Raw genomic sequence first — 18,749 nt, 5'->3', positions numbered from 1 at the left:
ACCGAGGAACAGTCTAAGGCCGTGTAAACGGTGCCCGCTGCAAATTGCAGCGACGCGCGATGGGCCCTGTCGGCCATCGCGGCAAGCATCGGTTAAGGTTATCGGCTGGTGAGCGCGATCCGTCGAATTGTTTCGACCGGCCTCGCGGCTGACACATCTCCTGATGCCCGAAGGAACAGACTTGCGTCATCGTAACTCGGCAACCCCGTGATCACGGCTCAACGGCCGCAGGCAGAACGACCATGAAGATCAAACTGCCAGTCATCGCACTGCTTGCGATGATCGCACCAGGACAGGCGCGCGCCCAAATGCTCACCGACGCGGAGGCGACGTTCCTCGACCAGCTCGTCACCGCAGCCGCGGTGCTCGAACAACGATGCACCGGCTATGAGGCCGATGGCGCCGGCGGCGTTCAACTCGGCGCCAGACTTCTCGGCAGCCCCAACGCCGCGATGGCAATGATCAGCGCCTTTGACGCAGCCATCAAGGCCAACGACGGCAATGACTACGATCCGCGTAAATTCCGCCCCGAGGTGACCGAAGTGGCCGGCAAAACCTTCAAGCGAGTCCGGGCGGAGTTAATCAAAGACCCGGAACGGGCATGCGCCGAATATGGCGATACCAGCGCGGCGCTGGGCCTGCTGAGACGTTACTAGAACCGCGGGATATCCGGAAAAGCCAGCTTGCCGGCGTGCACATGGACGCGGCCGAGTTCGGCGCAACGGTGCAGGGTGGGAAACACCTTGCCGGGGTTGAGCAGGCCCTCCGCATCGAACGCGCATTTCAACCGCTGCTGCTGGTTGAGGTCGATCTCGGTGAACATCTCCGGCATCAGGTCGCGCTTCTCGATGCCGACGCCGTGCTCGCCTGTCAGCACGCCGCCGAGCTCGACGCAGCAGCGCAGGATATCGGCGCCGAACGCCTCCGCCTTCTCGATCTCGCCCGGCTTGTTGGCGTCGTAGAGAATCAGGGGGTGCAGATTGCCGTCGCCGGCGTGGAACACATTGGCGACGCCGAGGCCGTATTTCTCCGAGAGCTCGCGGATCCGCGCCAAGGCCTTCGGCAAGGCGCCGCGCGGGATCGTGCCGTCCATGCAGAGATAATCCGGCGAGATCCGCCCGACCGCGGGGAATGCCGCCTTGCGGCCGGCCCAGAACAGATTGCGTTCGGCCTCCGAGTTGGAAATCTGCAGCGTCACCGAGCCGCACCCCTTTGCGATGGTCTCGACCCGCGTGATCAGCTCGTCGACCTCGATCTGGGGACCGTCGAGCTCGATGATCAGGAGCGCTTCGACATCGAGCGGATAGCCGGCATGGACGAAGGCTTCCGCGGCGTGGATCGCGGGCTTGTCCATCATCTCCATGCCGCCCGGGATGATGCCGGCGCCGATGATGGCAGCCACGCATTCGCCGGCGGCTTCCACCTCGGCGAAGCCGACCATCAGCGCACGCGCGGTCTCCGGCTTCTGCAGGATGCGCACCGTGATCTCGGTGATGACGCCGAGCAGGCCCTCCGAGCCGGTGATGATCCCCATCAGATCGTAGCCAGCATTCTCGGCCGACTTGCCGCCGATGCGCAGGATCTCACCCGACATCAGCACGATCTCGCAGCCCAGCACGTTGTTGGTGGTCATGCCGTATTTCAGGCAGTGCACGCCGCCGGAATTTTCCGCGACATTGCCGCCGATCGAGCAGGCGATCTGCGACGACGGATCGGGCGCGTAATAGAAGCCGGCATGGGCGACCGCCTGGCTGATTGCGAGGTTGGTGACGCCGGGCTCGGTGACAACAACGCGGTTGTCGAAGTCAATCTCGCGAATCCGCTTGAACTTGCCTAAGCCGAGCAGCACGCCGTCGGCCAGCGGCAGCGCGCCGCCGGACAGCGAGGTGCCGGAGCCGCGCGGCACCACCTTGATGCCCTGCCCGTGGCAATATTTGAGGACCTTTGCGACCTGCTCGGACGTATCGGGCAGCACCACGACCATCGGCGGCTGCCGATAGGCGGTCAGGCCGTCGGATTCATAGGCCAGCATTTCCGCGGCACTGTCGATCACGCCCTCGCCAGGGACGATTGCGCGCAGGGCGGCCACGATCTCAGTGCGGCGGGCAAGGACGGCCTGATCGGCCGCCGGCATCATGATGGACATCGCTGTTCCCTCGGAGGGCTTTTGCCCTTTGCCGATTTTGTTACGACAAATCAATCAATTCTGCACCTGTTTCAGTCAACCGGCCGAAGGTCGGATTGCCCCGCCCCGCAATGGCGAGTTCTCTCTGGGACAAGCGGGCGGCCATGAAACCTGTCAAAGTTTCGTGGCTTGTCCTGTCCAAGCCGGACATGCCACAAACCGAACACTACCCCCCGGGACGAAACGAAGAGAACCCCATGAACCTAAAGACCTTGAGCGCGCTGGCGGTCGTCACATCGCTGGCCTCCGCATCCTCCGCGCTGGCGCAGGATGCCGCCGCCGGCAAGACCTCGTTCAACAAATGCCTCGCCTGCCACGCGATCGGCGAAGGCGCCAAGAACAAGGTCGGCCCCGAGCTCAATGGCCTCGACGGCCGCCATTCCGGCTCCGCGCCGGACTACAGCTATTCCGACGCCAACAAGAATTCCGGCATCACCTGGAACAAGGACACCTTCCTCGAATACATCAAGGATCCGAAGGCCAAGATCCCCGGCACCAAGATGGCGTTCGCCGGCATCAAGAACGAGACCGAGGCCAACAACCTCTGGGCCTACGTGTCGTCGTTCGACAAGGACGGCAAGCCGAAGTAATCGACCGTAACGGTCTGAACTCCGTCTCAAACCCGCCCTGGCGCAAGCGTCAGGGCGGAGTCACCATCGCGATCAGCGCGGCAACAGATTGGTCTTGGCGAGATCGACCACCTCGTCGCCGCGGCCGCTCATCACGGCGCGCAACACCCACAGGTCGAAGCCCTTGACCTGCTCCAGCGTGATGATCGGCGGCATCGACCGTTCCTGCGTCGCGGTGACGACGTCGAACTCCCCAGGGTCCTCGACCTTCCATCAGACTCCGCCAGATCACGCGGAGCTTGTTTGGCACGTTACGCCGTCCGAAACGGCCGCGCCGCCTCCACGGCCCACTCGCGCAGATGATTCAGCAGGTGCAGGGCTCGGGCGTTTGGCAGGTTGACAAAATAGTAGCCGGTCTGGAGTTGCAGGGGACGTTCCGCGAGCTTCTCGAGCCTGCCTTCGTCCACGGGCGTCGTAATATAGGCCATATCCATCAACGCAACGCCGGCGCCGGCCATTGCGGCATCGAGCGCCTGCGCGCGGGTTTCCACCGTCAACCATTTGATCCGCCGTTGGGCCAGCGTACGATCGTGCTGCTGCCAGTTCGACCAATCCGCGAATCGCGATCGGGCCCGAATCAGCGGTATGCCGTGCCAGATCTTTGCAAAATTTGTCTTTGCAGAATTTGCCGGTTTGGCGCTCGTCGCGGCACGGGCCACGACATCAGGTCTGGCAACGGGCATTAGGGTTTCCCGGAAAAGGAGCGTCGAGGAAAGCCCTTTCCACGCCCCGCGGCCGTGGCGGATGGCGCAATCCATGTCTTCCGTTTTAAGGTCGACAGCTCTCGTCGTTGTAAAGATACCGACCTCGATCAGGGGATGCCGCGCCTGAAATTGCGAAATGCGCGGGATCAACCAGTGAGAAGCAAAGGTTGCGACCGTGCTTACACGGATCTGCCCGCGATAACGTTGAAATGGTTCAACCGCCGCCTCCAACCGGTCGAGCGCGTCGCCCATGCTGGCGAGCAACCGTTCGCCGTCCTCGGTCAGCGAAATTCGCCGGCCGACTTTTCTCACCAATGCCACGCCGAGGCGCTTTTCCAATTCGGCAATCCGGTGCGACAGCGCCGACCGGGTAACGCCCAGTTGTTCGGCCGTCTCGGTCAGGGTGCCGAGCGTGGCGAACAGCGAGAGCGCTGTGAGTGCACGCGCCGATGGCGGAACCGACCGTCCCATCGAGTCCTCCTGATTGGTGAGATATTTTCACCAATTGGGGGATGTGGGCAAGTTATCATCCGCTATCGTTTCGAACAGGACAGCAAGATGGGAACCGAAAACTTCCGGCAGCTCGCGGCCTATAATCACTGGGCCAACCTGCGGCTCTACGGCGCCGCGCTTGAACTGCCCGAGGAGGCCTATCGCCGTTCAACCGGCGTTTTCTTTGGCAGCCTGCACGGGACGCTCAATCATTTGCTGCTGACGGATCGGATATGGTTGAAGCGATTGACCGGCACCGGCGAGCATCCGGATCGCCTCGACGCGATTTTGCACGACGATCGCCGCGATCTTCTTCGCGCCCGGATAGCGGAGGATGCGCGCTTGAATGAGTTGGTCGAAAGCTATACCGGCGCCGATCTCATGGAGCCCATCGCCTATCAGACAACGTCGGGCAAACCCTATCGGCAGCCGCGGCAGGATATCCTGCTGCATCTCTTCAATCATCAGACCCACCACCGCGGCCAGGCGCATGCGTGCTGCTCAATCCTGACCGGCAGCGAGCCGCCCTCACTCGACCTCTTGGCCTTTCAGCGCGGCGTGCCTGCGCCGAATTTAGGTTGAGCCGACGCAAGAACGGGACGACGGAGATCAACCCTAAAGCGCGATGAGATCAGGTTGAATCGTCATCGCGCTTTAGATTCTTGTTTAAGCATGATCTCTTCGGAAAACCGCTTCGCACTTTTCCGGGTCATGCTCTAGCTAGCGCGGCAGCAAATTGGTCTTGGCGAGATCGACCACCTCGTCGCCGCGGCCGCTCATCACGGCGCGCAGCACCCACAGGCTGAAGCCCTTCACCTGCTCCAGCGTGATGGTCGGCGGCATCGACAATTCCTGCGTCGCGGTCACGACGTCGAGCACCGCCGGGCCGTCATGCGCGAGCACGTTGCGGATCGCGCCCTCGAGCTCGCCGGGATCGTCCACCCTGACGCCGTGAATGCCCATCGCGCGGGCCATCGCCGCGAAATCGGGATTCTTCAGATCGACCCCGGTCTCGATGAAGCCGGCGGCCTTCATCTCCAGCGCGACGAAGCCGAGCACGCTGTTGTTGAAGATCACGACCTTCACCGGCAGCTTCGCTTGCGTCAGCGTGATCAAATCGCCCATCAGCATGGCAAAGCCGCCGTCGCCGGACATCGACACCACTTGCCGGCCGGGCTGCGCCGCCTGCACGCCGATTGCCTGCGCCATCGCATTTGCCATCGAGCCATGGACCCAGGAGCCGATCAGCCGGCGGCGGCCGTTCATTTTCAGATAGCGCGCGGCCCAGATCGTCGGCGTGCCGACGTCGGCGGTGAACACCGCGTCCTCGGTGGCCTGCTCGCTGAGCAGGCGCGCCAGATATTGCGGATGGATCGGCTTTTGGCCAGGCTTGCCGCGGGCCAGATCATCGAGCCCGGCACGGGCGTCCTTGTAATGCGCGAGGCTGGCATCGAGAAATTTGCGGTCGGTCTTGACCGTGAGCTTCGGCAACAGCGCGGCGATGGTCTCGCCGACGTCGCCGACGATGCCGAGGTCGAGCTTGCAGCGGCGGCCGAGATTTTCGGGACGGAGATCAACCTGGGCGATGCTGATGCCGGTCGGGAAGAACTGCTTGTAGGGAAAGTCGGTGCCCAGCATCAGCAGCACGTCGCAACCATGCATCGCGGCGTAGCCGGAGGAGAATCCGATGAAGCCGGTCATGCCGACGTCATAGGGATTGTCGTATTCGACATACTCCTTGCCGCCGAGCGCGTGCACGATCGGGCTCTTCAGCGTCTCGGCGAGCTTGAGCAAACCGTCATGGGCGCCGGCGCAGCCGCGGCCGCAGAACAGCGTGACGCGCTTGGCGCCATTGAGCAGCGCCGCCAGCGCGTTCAATTCGGGTTCGGCCGGACGCACCACCGGTGCCGGCGGCAGCAGGCCGGCATTCGGCGCGATGTCGCGCTTCGGCGCCGGCCGCATCGCGACGTCGCCCGGCAGCACCAGCACGGCGACGCCGCGCTTGCCGACCGCGGCGCGGATCGCGTTCTCCAGCATGTAGGGCAGTTGCGACGGATCGGAGACCAGCTCGCAATAGTGGCTGCATTCGCGGAACAGGTCCTGCGGATGGGTTTCCTGGAAATAGCCGCCGCCGATCTCGGCCGACGGGATCTGCGCCGCCAGGGCCAGCACCGGGGTGCGGCTGCGATGCGCGTCGAACAGGCCGTTGATGAGATGGAGATTGCCCGGGCCGCAGGAGCCCGCGCACACCGCAAGGCCTGCCGTGATCTGGGATTCGGCGGCGGCGGCGAAGGCGGCCACCTCCTCATGGCGCACATGCAGCCAGTCGATCGTGCCGCACTTGCGCAACGCCTCGGTGAGGCCGTTGAGGCTGTCGCCGACGACACCGTAGATGCGCTTCACGCCAGCCTGGGCAAGGGTTTCAGCGATGAGGTCGGCGACGTTGTCGATCCGCATGGGGCTTGTCCTTTGGGTGAGATCAGAAGAACCGCGCGGCCGCATGATGTTCGGCGCCACGCGGCCGCGCAAGCCTTGCCGGATCACATTCGCGCGGCAGACCGCCGACTGCTATTGCGCGGTCACTGTATGTCGCACCATCCGGTCAGCCACCGCCTCGATCTCGGACGCCACAAGATCGGGCACAGCGTACTGCACCATATGACCAACGCCCGGCATCACGATGAGCTTGGCGTTCGGCGCCGTGGCTGCAAGCGGCCGCGAATGGATGCGGGTCGAGACCGTCTTGTCGACGTCGCCCGTAATGATTGTGACCTGTGCCTTGATCTCCGCGTAGCGCGGCGCCTGTTCGACGACGGCAGACTTCAGCGTGACGAGGTCGCGCGCATTGGCGATGAACTCGCGCGGGCGCAGCAGGAGCAATGTCGCGCTGTCGCTGACGAAATCGTCCGGCATCTCTTGCGGCGCGAATACGCCGCGCGCGCCTGGATTGGCGACGAGATAACCGAGCGGCAGCGTGACCGTGTGCGCCAGCAACGGCCCGATCAGCGGCGTCGAGATCAGATCATTGTAGCGGCCGGCACCGCCGCGCCACGGATAGGCGACGGGCGCGAGCAGCACGAGGCCCGCGACGCGGTCCGGATGATCGAGGGCAATGCGCAGGCCGAGCGCGCCGGCCCACGAATGCGCCACCACGATCGCCCGGTCGACGCCGAGCAGGGTCAGCGCCTCCACGATCATCCGGCCCTGGATGACAGGCGTCGAATCCGCGACGCGCTCGCGGGTGCTCCAGCCATGGCCCGGCCGGTCGATCAGGATCACCCGGCGCGTCCTTGCGATGCGATCGCCGAGCGACTGCATCGCGCGGAGGTTGGAGCTCGCGCCATGCAGCAGCACGACCGGCGGCCCCGCGGCATCGCGCGGGCCGAGTTCGACGACATGGAGCCGCGCGCCGGCAACGTCGATCATGCGGCCCTGAGGCGGAAAGGCGCGCTGGATCAGCGCGACGCCGATTTGTGTCGCCAGCGCCAGCCCGGCCACCGCCAGCACGACGATCAAAGCGAGCATCAAAACGATCCGGATTGTCCTGCGCACCGAGGAGCTACGGTGAAAGTGCTCCTCGGTTTCGATGCTATCCCGCTTCGCAGTTCAAAGTCCAATGTCGACCGAGGCCGATGCAGTACCCCGATGCGACCAGCGAGCCGGCAACCTTACGAGACGGGCTTCGGCTCCCGACGTCGTGGCGGCCGCGGAGGCGGCGGCGGAGGCGTCACGGGTTGCAACGTCACGATCACGGGATTGGGCTTGTGATCGAGCGCAGCCCCGGTCGCAGCGTCGACCCCCATGCCGACAACGCCGCCAAGCAACAGGTTCCCGGCGAAACCTGCTCCGCCGGATCCGCTGATATCCTTGGTCAGCGGAATGATCTGCGATTGATAGCCTTCCTTGCCGATCGTCACGACGATGTCGGCGTTGCGCTTGGCCTGAATCGCGCACGGCGTGACACAGGCGGTCGGTATCTCCAATCCTGCGATGTCGGCTGTCGCGCCTGCCGGCGTCGACGCAATAGAGATCGTTTCGGTGGTCCCGCGCGTCACCGACGCGCAGCCACCCAACGCGACGCAAAGCGCCGCGGCAATCATCGATTTCATAAAATTGTCTTCTCCCCAGCCCGTTGCGTTGTGTCGCAACTTAGGGGCGAGGGCAATCAACCTTTAGCCTAACGGTAACGGCCGACCGGGCATTGAAAGCGCTGCTCACACGGCCCGGCGCCGATCGCCGTGTCCGGATCGCGCCCGGCGCGGAGTTGTCCACAGCACGCCCAGCCTGTGGATAGCGGGTTCATACCTGCGTCATTAGTAATTTCATAGTTTGGCGGTGGCAATTTCGCCATCAGACGCGAGGCTTCATCCAAACCGGGACGCCACCGGAAAACGCTTCTTGGCTTGTGCACAAGATTCACGGGAACCCTGCGTCCGCACGACGAGTTCAACGGGAAGTAATCGGAGGAGTACCATGATTTCCGACCCTAGCGATGCGGCCATCGATCAGATCGTGGCGAGCTGCAATGGCGACCTGCGCGGTGCGCTGAAGGCGCTGTTGCTCGTGAATGAGCACCTGGAAGCGGAACTGCAGCAATTCTATGCTGCCGTGGCCGAGGACTGCGCGTCCCGCGGCAAATTCCTGCACTAGCCTCCTGCGCCGGACCGTATCGCGGGCAAGTCCCAGCTCGCGAGTCACGTGCCCATTCGCGGCCATCCGACCGCGATCGCGATCAATCGCACGCAATCAGATGTCGCGGCCTTCGACCTTCTCGGTCAGCTGCTTGACGATCTGCGGCACTTTCTCGAGGTAAGGATCGACAGCCAGCGCCTTGCGGAAGGCGTTCAGGGCGCGCTTTTCGTCGCCCATGTCCTGCATGATCATGCCGACGCCCGCCAGCGCGCCGAAATGGCGGGGCTCACGGGTCAGCACCTGCTGCAGGTCTGCGAGCGAACGGACGTAGTCGTTCTTCAAATAGTAGATCGTCGCACGCCGGTTCCAGGCCTCGACATAGTCGGGCCGGAGCTTGATCACCGCGTCCAGCAGCTGCAGCGCGACATCGATGTTCTGGGCGTCGATCGCAGCCTTGGCGCGCACCATCAGCAACGCCGCGGTATCGCTCGGGGTCTGCAGCCACAGCGCCCAGATCCGCGCCTCGACATGGCGGGCACTGTCCTCATCGGGCGCGGCCTTCAGCGCGCCGAACAGGAAGTCCAGCCCGCGGGTGCGGTCGGCCGGAACCTTCGGCAGCTTGGTCGGCGCTTCCGGCAGTTTCTTCTGGGTCCGCGGCGGCGGGACCACCCGGGGATCGTCCTGCGCGGCGGCCGCGACGGGCAAAGTCAAAACAGGTCCAGCCAGAAGCGCGGCGATCAGGATCGCCAGCCGGCGGTTGGGTGGGCCAAAGAAGTTTAATCCCATGGCCGAAGTCTAGACGCACAACGCCGCACTGCAAAGCAGCACGGGGTCAAAGACCTGTGAAAGAGACGTGTTGAATCAGCGCAGCCGGCCGATCCTGTCGGATCAACCTTGGCGCGCCTTGAAGCGGCGCTGGACCTTGTTGATCACGTAGACGCGGCCCTTGCGGCGGACCAGACGGTTGTTGCGATGGCGGCCGCGCAGCGACTTCAGCGAGTTACGGACCTTCATGGGACAATCCTGTTACTTCGAAAGGCCCGTGTTGGAGGCCGTGCCTGATCAATGCCGAAAGGTGGCAAAATGGGATTTATCCCGACAAGCGGCCAACCGCCCGGGACGGCCGCCTTCTAAGCCATCGGACCGTTAAATGTCAACCGAGACGGTCCGATTTTCGGCCCGTGCCCGGCATGGAACCGGCCTTTGGCTGCCAGCCATGCCATTGAGATCGCTTCGGAAACGACGACAACCACGATTATCCCGCACCACGGTCCCGCCGCCGTCACATCATATCGGCAGCGGCGCGAGGGCGAATCGTGCGTTCGCATCCGGCTGAAGCCCGCGCCACGGACCGGACCGGACCGGGAGTTTGCGGCCGCAACCCAGCCTCTCACGACCGGCCTTCCCAAACACCAGCGCGCTTGCGAAAATCGTTATATCCTATAATTATTTTCCATCACCAACAAACCGGCCGCCGGGGAAACCGCAATGCCCAAGCTCAAACTGCCCGACATCGAAAAGGTCACAGCGATCGACATCCACACCCATGCCGAGGAGCCGTGCGGCATGCATGGCGACGACGGCTATGACGACTTCCAGGCTCAGATGGCCGATTACTTCAAATCGCCGCACAAGCATCCGCCGACCGTGCCGGAGACCGCGGCCTACTACCGCGCCAAGAACATCGCCGCCGTGATCTTCCCGGTCGATGCCGAGCGCGAGACCGGCTTCCGCCGCTACAAAAATGAAGAGATGCTGGAGATTGCCTCCGATCATCTCGACGTCTTGATCCCGTTCGTCTCGATCGACCCGCACAAGGGCAAGCTCGGCGTGCGCGAGGCGCGCAAGCTGATCGAGGAGTACGGCGTCCGCGGCTTCAAATTCCACCCGACCATGCAGGGCTTCTACGCCAACGACCGCATGGCCTATCCGCTCTATGAGGCGATCAATGAGGGCGGCGCGATCGCGTTGTTCCACACCGGCCAGACCGGTGTCGGCTCGGGCATGCCGGGCGGCATGGGGATGCGGCTGAAATATTCCAACCCGATGTACATGGACGACGTCGCGGCCGACTTCCCCGACCTCAAGATCATCCTCGCGCACCCTTCCTTCCCCTGGCAGGAAGAGGCGCTGTCGGTCGCGACCCACAAGCCGAACGTCTATATCGACCTGTCCGGCTGGTCGCCGAAATATTTTCCGCCGATCCTGGTGCGCTACATCAACTCGATCCTGCAGGACAAGATGCTGTTCGGCTCCGACTGGCCCGTCATCACGCCGGACCGCTGGCTCGCCGACTTTGCAAAACTCGACATCCGCGAGGAGATCCGCCCCAAGGTCCTGAAGGCCAACGCGCGCAAGATTTTGGGGATTTAGAGCATGATCCGGAAAAGTGCGAAGCGGTTTTCCGAAAAGATCATGCTCAAACAAGGAGATGAGATCATGATGCGATTCCGTGGAAGCGCATCGTGATCTAAGGGAGTATCATCGGCCGCACGCTTGCGGGGCGGCCGATGACGACCAGCGCCGGACTTGCCACCGTCCTCGCCGTGCTCCTGCTCGGAAGCGCGGACGGCAAGCCTGCGGCGGCAGCCGAAGCGCCTTCCGTGCTGGTCGAGTTCGAAAGCCCGCTTGCGAGCGCGCAGCCGCTGCAGGGCCTGTTGCGGCGGCCGGAGCGACCGGGTCTCCTGCCCGCCGTGGTGTTGCTGCATGGCTGCAGTGGGCAGTGGCGGGAACTCGACGAGCGCTGGGGCAAGCGGCTCGCGGCCTGGGGCTATGTCACGCTCACCGTGGACCGGTTCGGCCCGCGCGGCATCAGCGACACCTGCACCGGCGGTGTCCCGGCCGCAACGGTCCACGACGCCTATCGCGCGCTGAGCTTCCTGAGCCGGCAATCCCTGGTCGATCCGACACGCATTGCCGTGGTCGGCTTTTCGCAAGGCGGCTGGCTCGCATTGCTCTCGGTCGAGCGCGGCGCGATCGAGGTCAACGCGACGGAAAAATTCCGCGCCGCCGTCGCCTTCTATCCGCGCTGCCTCGGCATCAAGGGCAACATGACCGTGCCGACCCTGATCATGGTCGGCGAACTCGACGACTGGACGCCGGCGCAAGAGTGCCGGAACCTGGCGGAAGGCCACGACGATGACGGCATCTCGCGGCAGCAGGGCCTCGGCTATCCGATCGAGCTGATCGTCTATCCCGGCGCCCATCACGAATTTGACGTGCCGCAATATCGCACGCCGGGGCGGCTGCTCGGTCATCACCTCGAATTCAACGCGCAGGTCCTCGATCAGTCCATCGACGCTCTCAGGAAATTCCTGTATGCGATCATTGGCGGACAAGAGAAAACTCAATGACCATCAAGGCAATCGTGTTCGACGCCTACGGCACGCTCTACGACGTCCAGTCGGTGGCCGATGTCACCGAGGATGCGTTCCCCGGTTATGGCGACATCATCACGCAGATCTGGCGCCTCAAGCAGCTCGAATACTCCTGGCTGCGCTCGCTGATGCGGCGCTACCAGGATTTCGCCGCGGTCACCCGCGACTCCCTCGCCTACACACTGCGCTGCCTCGGCCTGCAATATGACGCGGCGACGTTCGCCCGCATCATCGACAAGTACCAGCATCTCGCGCTCTATCCGGATGCGGTCGCAGCCCTCGAGGCGATGAAGGACAAGAAGCTCGCGATCCTCTCCAACGGCAGCCCTGACATGCTGAATGCGCTGGTGCGCAATTCGGGGCTCGACCGCCTGCTCGATGCGACCATCAGCGTCGATGCCCGCAAGGTGTTCAAGCCGGCGCTCGAGGCCTACACGCTGATCGAGGAGGTGCTGAAAGTGCCGCCCGCGGACGTCCTGTTCATTTCCTCCAATCCGTGGGACGCCTGCGGCGCCAAGGCGTTCGGCCTCACCGTTGCCTGGATCGAACGGGTGACGCCGGAAGCAATGGCGCTGGCCTGCGTCGAGAGCGAGACGGTCGCCCCATTGACGATGTTCAAGACGCTGCGTACCCAGATGGACGAGCTCGGCGTCGTGCCCGATCACCGGATCCACGGTCTCTCCGAACTCCCTGCCCTGGTGTCTGCAAGGTCCTGAACCGTATGAGTCTCGCCTCCGTCCGTGCCTTCTTTGCCGAGAAGGCGTCCGAAATTCCCGTGATCGAATCCACTGTGAGCTCCGCGACCGTCGTGCTGGCGGCGGAGGCCTATGGCGTCGAGCCGGCGCGGATCGCCAAGACGCTGAGCCTGCGCGTCGGCGACCGCGTGGTGCTGATCGTCGCCAGCGGCACGGCGCGGATGGACAACAAGAAGGTGAAGGCGGCGTTCGGCGGCAAGCCGAAGATGCTCGGCCTCGACGAGGTCGCCGAGATCACCGGCCACGAGGTCGGCGGCGTCTGCCCGTTCGGGCTAAAGACGCCGCTGCCGGTCTATTGCGATGTGTCGCTGAAAGCATTCGACGTCGTGGTGCCGGCCGCAGGCTCGACCCACAGCGCGGTGCGCATCACGCCCGACCGGATGGCGGAGCTGACCGCGGCCGAATGGGTCGACGTCTGCGAAGTCCGGTCCCAGGCAGACGTCAGTCCCTAGGAGCCCGTCCAGATATGTTTTCGTGACGGGCATTTGTTGTAGAGTAGCAGGCTCAGGCTGCGTTTGCGAGGTTGAACAGCTTGAGGAGGTTATGGACGGTGCAGATCATTGTCCACTCGGCGCGCACTTTCTCGATGCCCCGCAACAGGAACTGGCGGAAGCCTCTTGCCTGTTTGATCTGCCCGAACACCGGCTCCACCACTTGCTTTCGCAATCGGTAGGGTGTTTCGAAGCCGCCATCGTCGATCTTCTTTCGCATGGCCTGTGTCAGCGGGCCGCCGACTTTTCCGTTCGCTACTGTCGGGTGTTTGGCGCGTCCGGGCGCGACATAGCCATCGATGCTGCGTGTGTCGAGCGCTTCGAGATTGGCTTCGCTGCAGTAGCCGGAATCCGCTGAGGCCTGCCGCGGCTTGCGGCCAAGATTGCTCTCGATGGCCTCGATCAGGGGCACCAACTGGCCCTGATCGCTGCCGTGCTGGGTCAGTTCTTGCGCGACAATGATCTGGGCATGTGCATCGACGGCCGCCTGGGCATTATAGGCCTGAACGAAGCCATCCTTCGACTTCATGATGCGGCTTTCCGGATCGGTGAAGTTGCGTTGCGCCTTGGGATTGGGTTCCTCCGATGGCAGCGCCGCCGGTTTGCCCGGCTTCTTGCGGCCTTCGGCCTGGCGCTGCTGTTCCTTTTCGGCCTCGATGCGGCGCTCTTCCTCCGCCGCCAGTTTGGCGTCCGCTTCCAGCGCCGCCATCGCTTGCTGGATCTTCGCCAGCCGTTTCTGCTTGTCGACGGTCCAGTCCGGCAGTTCGTCGCTGTTGCCGAAAGTCTCATCCTCCGAGGCATCCGCCGCCTCGGCGGCCGCCAGCATGCGAGCGACCTCGGCCTTCAATTCCGCCTCGCGCTTCTTCATGCGCTCATAACTCATCGCCTTGTGTTTCGACGCGTTCGCCTTGATCTTCGTACCATCCAGCGCGACATGACCGAGCTTGACCAGCCCGGCCGTCTCGCACAACTTCAGAACCTGCACGAATAGCGCGCCGAGCGCCTTCAAATGTCGCTTGCGAAAGTCGCTGATCGTCCGAAAATCCGGCGCATCCAGCGCCACGATCATCACAAAATCGTTCCGCTCCCGGCAGGCCTTGGCAATCCGACGCGACGAATACAGCCCACTCGCATAGCTATGCAGCAGCAGCGCCACCATCATCCGCGGATCAAACGGCGGCTGCCCAAGCCCGCTCACATAGCTGCCCATGATCTCCCTGAGATCGAGGCTCTCCCGCACCAGATCAACCATAAACCGCGAGACATGGCCTTTCGGCACGAAGTCCTGCACATTCGGCGGCAGAAGCAGCGTCTGATCGATGTTCCAAGGCCGAAAATACTTGCTCATCGCCCAATGTTGAATCAGACCCGACCAGATTTGAACAGCGACTATCCAGACAAGCTCCTAGACACTAGTCTTCATCATCGTCGAACCACGGCCGTGGCGGCGCAACCGGAGCCGGACGCATCTGCTGCGGCGGGCGTGGCCGCTGTTGCATCTGCGGCTGGGGTGCGCGCCCCTGAGGCTGCTGCGCGTTGGACTCGAATACGGCGCGACAGCCGCTGGAGAGTTGCGGCGTGTTCTGTCGCAGGCAGGCAACAATGCGTTGAACATCGGGCACCTGGTCGCCGCATAGCCGCCACACATCCGGTGTGCACGCCATCTGCTGTTCCCAGGTTCCCCGGTACTCCTGGGCGAATGCCGCAGGTGTCCCGGCGGCTCCGCTGATCGCTATGGCAAGGCTCAGGACAATCCGCTGCGATCGCATGTCCGGCTCCCCTTGTTTCAAGTTTGGATCCTGATGGGCGCGCGCAGACTCCGCGCGGCGATGCGCCCAAACTGCCAAATGAATGGGGCCAAGGATCGTTCTTGCAGACAACTAAATGTGAAGGCGGATCAGAGCGAGCGAAGTGGCGGCCGGTTCGCGTGAAGAAAATGCGTCAAACAAGAATCCAGAGCCCCGTTCCGATTCAATCGGAACGGGCTCTGGCTAGGTTCCCTACTCGACCTTGCCGATCTTCTTCACTGCCGCAATCAACCGCGCGCTGTCATCTGCAACAAATTTTGAAAACTCCGGCGCGTCCAGATAGGCGACGGGACTGCCCGCGGTCTCGAAGGTCTTGATCACCTCCGGCGCCTTGACCGCGTCGGCCATCGCTGCGCGCAGCCGCATCATGATCGGCGCCGGCAGCGCGGCCTGCGCGAACAATCCCGCCCAGATGTAGAACTCGACATCCTTGTCGCCGAGCTCCTTGAAAGTCGGCAGATCGGGGAAACTCGCGATCCGCTCGGCGCCCCAATTGGCGAGCACGCGCATCTTGCCGTCTTCGACCTGCGCCTTGAGCGTGCCCGGCGCCGACGCCAAGGCCTGCACGGTGCCCGAGAGCAGCGCGGTGAGCGCGGGGCCCGCGCCACGGAACGGCACATGCAGCAGTTTGATTCCTGCACTTGCCGCGAACATCTCCATCGCGACATGCAGCGTGCCGTAGGGGCCGGACGAGCCGTAGGGGATTTGTCCCGGGCGTTTCTTCGCGTCGTCGACGAACTCCTGCAGCGTCTTCCATGGCGCCGAGGCCGGCACTGCCAGCAGCGTCGGGTCTGCGAGCACACGCGCGATCGGCGCGAACTGCGACACTTCGTAGGCAACCGGACGATCGAACAGCCGGTCGGCCTCCGGCAGCACCGCAAGCGACGACAAGGTCATCAACAGCGTATAGCCGTCTGCCTCGGCGCGCGCGGCCTGCGCATTGCCGATCGATCCGCCCGCTCCGCCGGCGCGATTGTCGACGATGACGGATTTTCCGAGGATCCGCTCGAGCGCCAGCGCCACCGGACGCGCCGCGAGATCGGCCTGGCCGCCGGCCGGAAACGGCACGATCATCGTGATGTTGCGGTTGGGATAGGCGGCTTGCGCGAAGGCGGAATTGGCGAGCGCAGTGTGCGCGAGCGGCAAAGCTGCAGCGGCGCGCAGGAGTTCGCGGCGGTTCATCGAGAGTTTCTCCCCAGTCGTCCTTTTTGGCGATCGCAACCGATCGCGATGCCGCGGTCAAAGCCGCGGCTGGTTACATGGTGCAGGAGCGGGACGCCGATCTCAAGCGTCCCGCTTGCCGCATCCGATGCGGCCTGACCGACGAGGGAGATCAGGCCTCATGGGTCAGGTCCGAGCCCTTGCTGCGATCAGGTGGAATGGCAGCCGCAAGGGCGATGCGCTCCCTCTCCCGCTTGCGGGGGAGGGCTGGGGTGGGGGCTCTCTCCACGAGTCACATCGTGGAGAGAGCCCCCACCCGTATCGCATCTCCGATGCGATACGACCTCCCCCGCAAGCGGGAGAGGTGCATCAGCCTGCCGCGAGACCGATTCTACGTGACTTCATGATTCGCTAGCGCTTGCGCGACGCCTTCCGCGTCTTTGCGACGGATCGCTTCTTGGCGGCGCCGCGCTTGGTTGCGGTCTTCTTGCTGGCGGCCGCGCGGCGGACCGGCGCGGCTGCAGCCGGACGCTTGCGCGCCACCGCCTTCTTGAGCGGTTTCCTGGCCGTATTCCTGGCTGCCTTCTTGGCCCCTTTCTTCACCGCCTTCTTCGCTGCTTGCGGGCGCGCACGCCGTGCCGTGGTTGCGTTCCGGCGCCGTGCACCGCCGCTGCCCCCGATCGGAACGATGTGATCGTCGGCATCCAGCGTGAGCTGCTGGAGCGGATACGCCGGCAGGAAGCTCGGATCATTGTAGAGCTTGCTCAGGCTGTCCTGGTCGAACTTACCGCCCTGCCCGCGATCCTCACCGGCGCCGGCGCGCCAAGCGGCTTCCCAGACCCGGGCCAGGGTTTTGGCGCCGTCCTGCATGCAGGCCGCCGTCGCATCCTTCAGCTTCGACCACAGCGTTTCGACCTGGCCGCTCCCCATATGTGAGTTGAACAGGTTGACGATGGTCATCGGCGGCAGCCGCTTCACGGTTCGCTGCATCAGCGCAACCACGGCGATCGCGGCGTCGCGTCCGGTCGGCGTGCCGCCGGGCGCAATCTCCGCGACGTCGCTGGTCCTGGCATCGGGGATCATCTTGATGAGATCCTTGCCGTGGCGGCCGATCATCGTGGTCTCGTACACGCTGTGCACCTTGGCATGCGCCTTGTCGCTCGGATCGAGGCCGTGGTGGAATTGCGAGATGTGCAGCGGCTGGCAGGCATCGCCGATGTAGTGCGCGACAATTCCGGCGGCGCAGACGAACTCCAGCTTCTTGTTGGCGGCGGCGTACTCCACCATCTCGTCGAAGATCTGCCAGACGCGGAACGGCAACGCACCGCGCCGGTCCTCGCCGATCCCCTGGTAATAGTCGTTCCAGACCTTCGGATCGACGTTGCGCGTGGACTCGGCGCAAAGATCGAGCAGCGTCTTGCCGTCGCTGCCCGGCTTGTCCATGTCGGCGAAATGGTTGCTCTCGTCGGTGTGCCGGGTGAAGCGCCAGACCAGATCGGCGACGTCGGCCAACGGCGAGAACGTACCTCGCTGATGCGGTTTGAGGTCCGCAAGCAGCTTGTCGTCGAGGCCGATATTGTCGGAGTTGGCCTCCATCATGGTGGCGAGCTTGGGAAGCTTTGCGTCGATCAGGTCGGTCGCGTAAGCGCCGATCTTGACGTGCCCCCATTCGCCCCAATACTCGGTATGACCGGCATTCCAGTCGCCGATCAGCTCGACGTCGAGCTCGCGGCACAGCGTTGCCATGCAGATGCCGAGCGCGACCTGCATCGGGACCTTGCCGCCCGATCCGAACAATTCCTGGCCGCCCCATTCCAGCGCCACAGGGCTGAGGATGCGCGCGCCGCCGGCGTTCTTCTTCGCGTCCGGATCGTCGAGAAACCAGACCGTGCCGGAGTCGCCGGGATAGTTGTTGAGCGGCGTGTCGCCGTCGCGCGGACCGATCACGAAATCGCTGACATACTCCAGGCCGCCGACGGTCTTGTAGCGATAGAACAGGCCAAGGATCTTGCCCTTCATCAAGCCGCTGGTCGCACCGAAGGCAATCAGCGGCTGGTCGATGATGTCGAGACGGAAGGTGCCGACATTGAGATCGACGACGTCGCCGACCTGGCCGACGCCGTAGACCTGTGCGGTCCAGCCCTTGACGTCGTCGACGCGGATCAGTCCGGCATCGAGATTGGCCACCACACGCGAGCCGGGCCAGCCGGGATAGACCTCGCTGAAGGCGCGCTTGCCGAGTTGCAGCGCGTCGCTGACCCCGAGACGGCGGTCGGTGTTCTTGAAGCCGGCAAAGATCTCACGTCCGGCCGCGCCGACCACGTGACGGTTGGACAACGCAAACACCGTCTCGCCGTTGGTGACGAGGCAGCCGATCGAGCCACGGTGGATCTTGCCCTGGATCGTGGTCTGAACCGGAAAGCCGCCGCCGACCAAGTCGCTCTTGAACACCGGCGGGTCGACGGTGCCGGGCTTTCCTCGTTCGGATCGACCTTGACCACGCAGGTGGGCACGA

General features: G+C 63.9%; 19 protein-coding genes and 1 pseudogene. 8 read left to right on the top strand and 12 right to left on the bottom strand.

Translation table 11 applies throughout. From position 1 onward, the window contains the following. Positions 1-242: 242 nt before the first annotated feature. Positions 243-656, top strand: a complete 414-nt coding sequence (locus HAP48_RS21885; RefSeq protein ID WP_166210075.1) for a hypothetical protein — start codon at positions 243-245, stop codon at positions 654-656. Here the strand turns inward: HAP48_RS21885 and HAP48_RS21880 are convergent. Next, positions 653-2,146: an FAD-linked oxidase C-terminal domain-containing protein gene (locus HAP48_RS21880; RefSeq protein WP_166210078.1), complete on the bottom strand. Its 1,494-nt coding sequence runs from the start codon at positions 2,144-2,146 to the stop codon at positions 653-655. The genes HAP48_RS21885 and HAP48_RS21880 overlap by 4 nt on opposite strands. Positions 2,147-2,382: 236 nt before the next feature. On the opposite strand from HAP48_RS21880, the gene cycA reads away from it, so the two are divergent. Next, positions 2,383-2,775 carry a cytochrome c-550 CycA gene (gene cycA / locus HAP48_RS21875; RefSeq protein WP_166210081.1) on the top strand — a complete coding sequence of 131 codons (393 nt, stop codon included), beginning with the start codon at positions 2,383-2,385 and terminating at the stop codon, positions 2,773-2,775. Positions 2,776-2,847: 72 nt separating this feature from the next. On the opposite strand, the pseudogene HAP48_RS50055 reads toward cycA, so the two are convergent. Both HAP48_RS50055 and HAP48_RS21870 read right to left on the bottom strand, forming a co-directional pair. Then, positions 2,848-3,024, bottom strand: a pseudogene (locus HAP48_RS50055) (ubiquinone-dependent pyruvate dehydrogenase); the annotation flags it as partial. Positions 3,025-3,065: 41 nt separating this feature from the next. Beyond that, positions 3,066-3,989: a LysR substrate-binding domain-containing protein gene (locus HAP48_RS21870; RefSeq protein WP_166210084.1), complete on the bottom strand. Its 924-nt coding sequence runs from the start codon at positions 3,987-3,989 to the stop codon at positions 3,066-3,068. A gap of 87 nt (positions 3,990-4,076) precedes the next feature. Here HAP48_RS21870 and HAP48_RS21865 point away from each other — a divergent pair, with 87 nt between their 5' ends. After that, positions 4,077-4,592: a DinB family protein gene (locus HAP48_RS21865; protein ID WP_166210087.1), complete on the top strand. Its 516-nt coding sequence runs from the start codon at positions 4,077-4,079 to the stop codon at positions 4,590-4,592. Between the two features lie 138 nt (positions 4,593-4,730). Here HAP48_RS21865 and poxB read toward each other — a convergent pair whose 3' ends face one another. From poxB to HAP48_RS21850, 3 genes are all read right to left on the bottom strand, one after another. After that, positions 4,731-6,467, bottom strand: coding sequence for a ubiquinone-dependent pyruvate dehydrogenase (gene poxB, locus HAP48_RS21860; protein ID WP_166210090.1), 1,737 nt, complete (start codon positions 6,465-6,467; stop codon positions 4,731-4,733). Between the two features lie 111 nt (positions 6,468-6,578). Next, positions 6,579-7,535 carry an alpha/beta fold hydrolase gene (locus tag HAP48_RS21855; RefSeq protein WP_166210093.1) on the bottom strand — a complete coding sequence of 319 codons (957 nt, stop codon included), beginning with the start codon at positions 7,533-7,535 and terminating at the stop codon, positions 6,579-6,581. A 143-nt stretch (positions 7,536-7,678) separates the two neighbouring features. Beyond that, a complete protein-coding gene (locus HAP48_RS21850) occupies positions 7,679-8,119 on the bottom strand; it encodes a peptidase associated/transthyretin-like domain-containing protein (RefSeq protein WP_166216134.1) in 441 nt (146 codons plus the stop codon). Between the two features lie 364 nt (positions 8,120-8,483). Between HAP48_RS21850 and HAP48_RS21845 the strand changes: the two genes are divergently transcribed. Then, complete coding sequence (locus tag HAP48_RS21845; protein ID WP_165126306.1) at positions 8,484-8,660, top strand: hypothetical protein; 177 nt, start codon at positions 8,484-8,486, stop codon at positions 8,658-8,660. A gap of 96 nt (positions 8,661-8,756) precedes the next feature. Here the strand turns inward: HAP48_RS21845 and HAP48_RS21840 are convergent, their stop codons facing one another. Beyond that, a complete protein-coding gene (locus tag HAP48_RS21840; protein WP_166210096.1) occupies positions 8,757-9,428 on the bottom strand; it encodes a tetratricopeptide repeat protein in 672 nt (223 codons plus the stop codon). Positions 9,429-9,530: 102 nt separating this feature from the next. Further along, positions 9,531-9,656 (bottom strand): type B 50S ribosomal protein L36, encoded by a 126-nt coding sequence (ykgO, locus tag HAP48_RS21835; RefSeq protein WP_002718645.1) that lies wholly within the window; start codon positions 9,654-9,656, stop codon positions 9,531-9,533. A gap of 474 nt (positions 9,657-10,130) precedes the next feature. Here ykgO and HAP48_RS21830 point away from each other — a divergent pair, with 474 nt between their 5' ends. The 4 genes from HAP48_RS21830 to HAP48_RS21815 all read left to right on the top strand — a co-directional run bounded on the left by HAP48_RS21830 (position 10,131) and on the right by HAP48_RS21815 (position 13,226). Next, entirely contained in the window at positions 10,131-11,015 is an 885-nt protein-coding gene (locus tag HAP48_RS21830) for an amidohydrolase family protein (RefSeq protein ID WP_029079264.1), read from the top strand. A gap of 137 nt (positions 11,016-11,152) precedes the next feature. Beyond that, positions 11,153-11,995 (top strand): dienelactone hydrolase family protein, encoded by an 843-nt coding sequence (locus HAP48_RS21825; RefSeq protein ID WP_166210099.1) that lies wholly within the window; start codon positions 11,153-11,155, stop codon positions 11,993-11,995. After that, positions 11,992-12,735 (top strand): haloacid dehalogenase type II, encoded by a 744-nt coding sequence (locus HAP48_RS21820; RefSeq protein WP_166210102.1) that lies wholly within the window; start codon positions 11,992-11,994, stop codon positions 12,733-12,735. Before HAP48_RS21825 ends, HAP48_RS21820 begins: the two co-directional genes overlap by 4 nt. A gap of 5 nt (positions 12,736-12,740) precedes the next feature. Further along, positions 12,741-13,226, top strand: coding sequence for a YbaK/EbsC family protein (locus tag HAP48_RS21815; protein ID WP_166210105.1), 486 nt, complete (start codon positions 12,741-12,743; stop codon positions 13,224-13,226). Between the two features lie 52 nt (positions 13,227-13,278). Here the strand turns inward: HAP48_RS21815 and HAP48_RS21810 are convergent, their stop codons facing one another. From HAP48_RS21810 to HAP48_RS21795, 4 genes are all read right to left on the bottom strand, one after another. Next, positions 13,279-14,613 carry an IS1182 family transposase gene (locus tag HAP48_RS21810; protein ID WP_166202952.1) on the bottom strand — a complete coding sequence of 445 codons (1,335 nt, stop codon included), beginning with the start codon at positions 14,611-14,613 and terminating at the stop codon, positions 13,279-13,281. Positions 14,614-14,677: 64 nt separating this feature from the next. After that, positions 14,678-15,034, bottom strand: a complete 357-nt coding sequence (locus HAP48_RS21805; RefSeq protein WP_175612305.1) for a hypothetical protein — start codon at positions 15,032-15,034, stop codon at positions 14,678-14,680. 231 nt (positions 15,035-15,265) lie between these two features. Further along, a complete protein-coding gene (locus HAP48_RS21800; protein ID WP_166210108.1) occupies positions 15,266-16,255 on the bottom strand; it encodes a tripartite tricarboxylate transporter substrate binding protein in 990 nt (329 codons plus the stop codon). A gap of 390 nt (positions 16,256-16,645) precedes the next feature. Next, positions 16,646-18,685, bottom strand: coding sequence for a Nal1-like putative serine protease (locus tag HAP48_RS21795; RefSeq protein WP_166210111.1), 2,040 nt, complete (start codon positions 18,683-18,685; stop codon positions 16,646-16,648). Positions 18,686-18,749: the final 64 nt, after the last annotated feature.

It is taken from the genome of Bradyrhizobium septentrionale (assembly GCF_011516645.4).
Lineage (GTDB): Bacteria > Pseudomonadota > Alphaproteobacteria > Rhizobiales > Xanthobacteraceae > Bradyrhizobium > Bradyrhizobium septentrionale.
The sequence above is the reverse complement of the archived record's forward strand: the minus strand, read 5'-3'. Positions and strand labels throughout refer to the sequence as shown.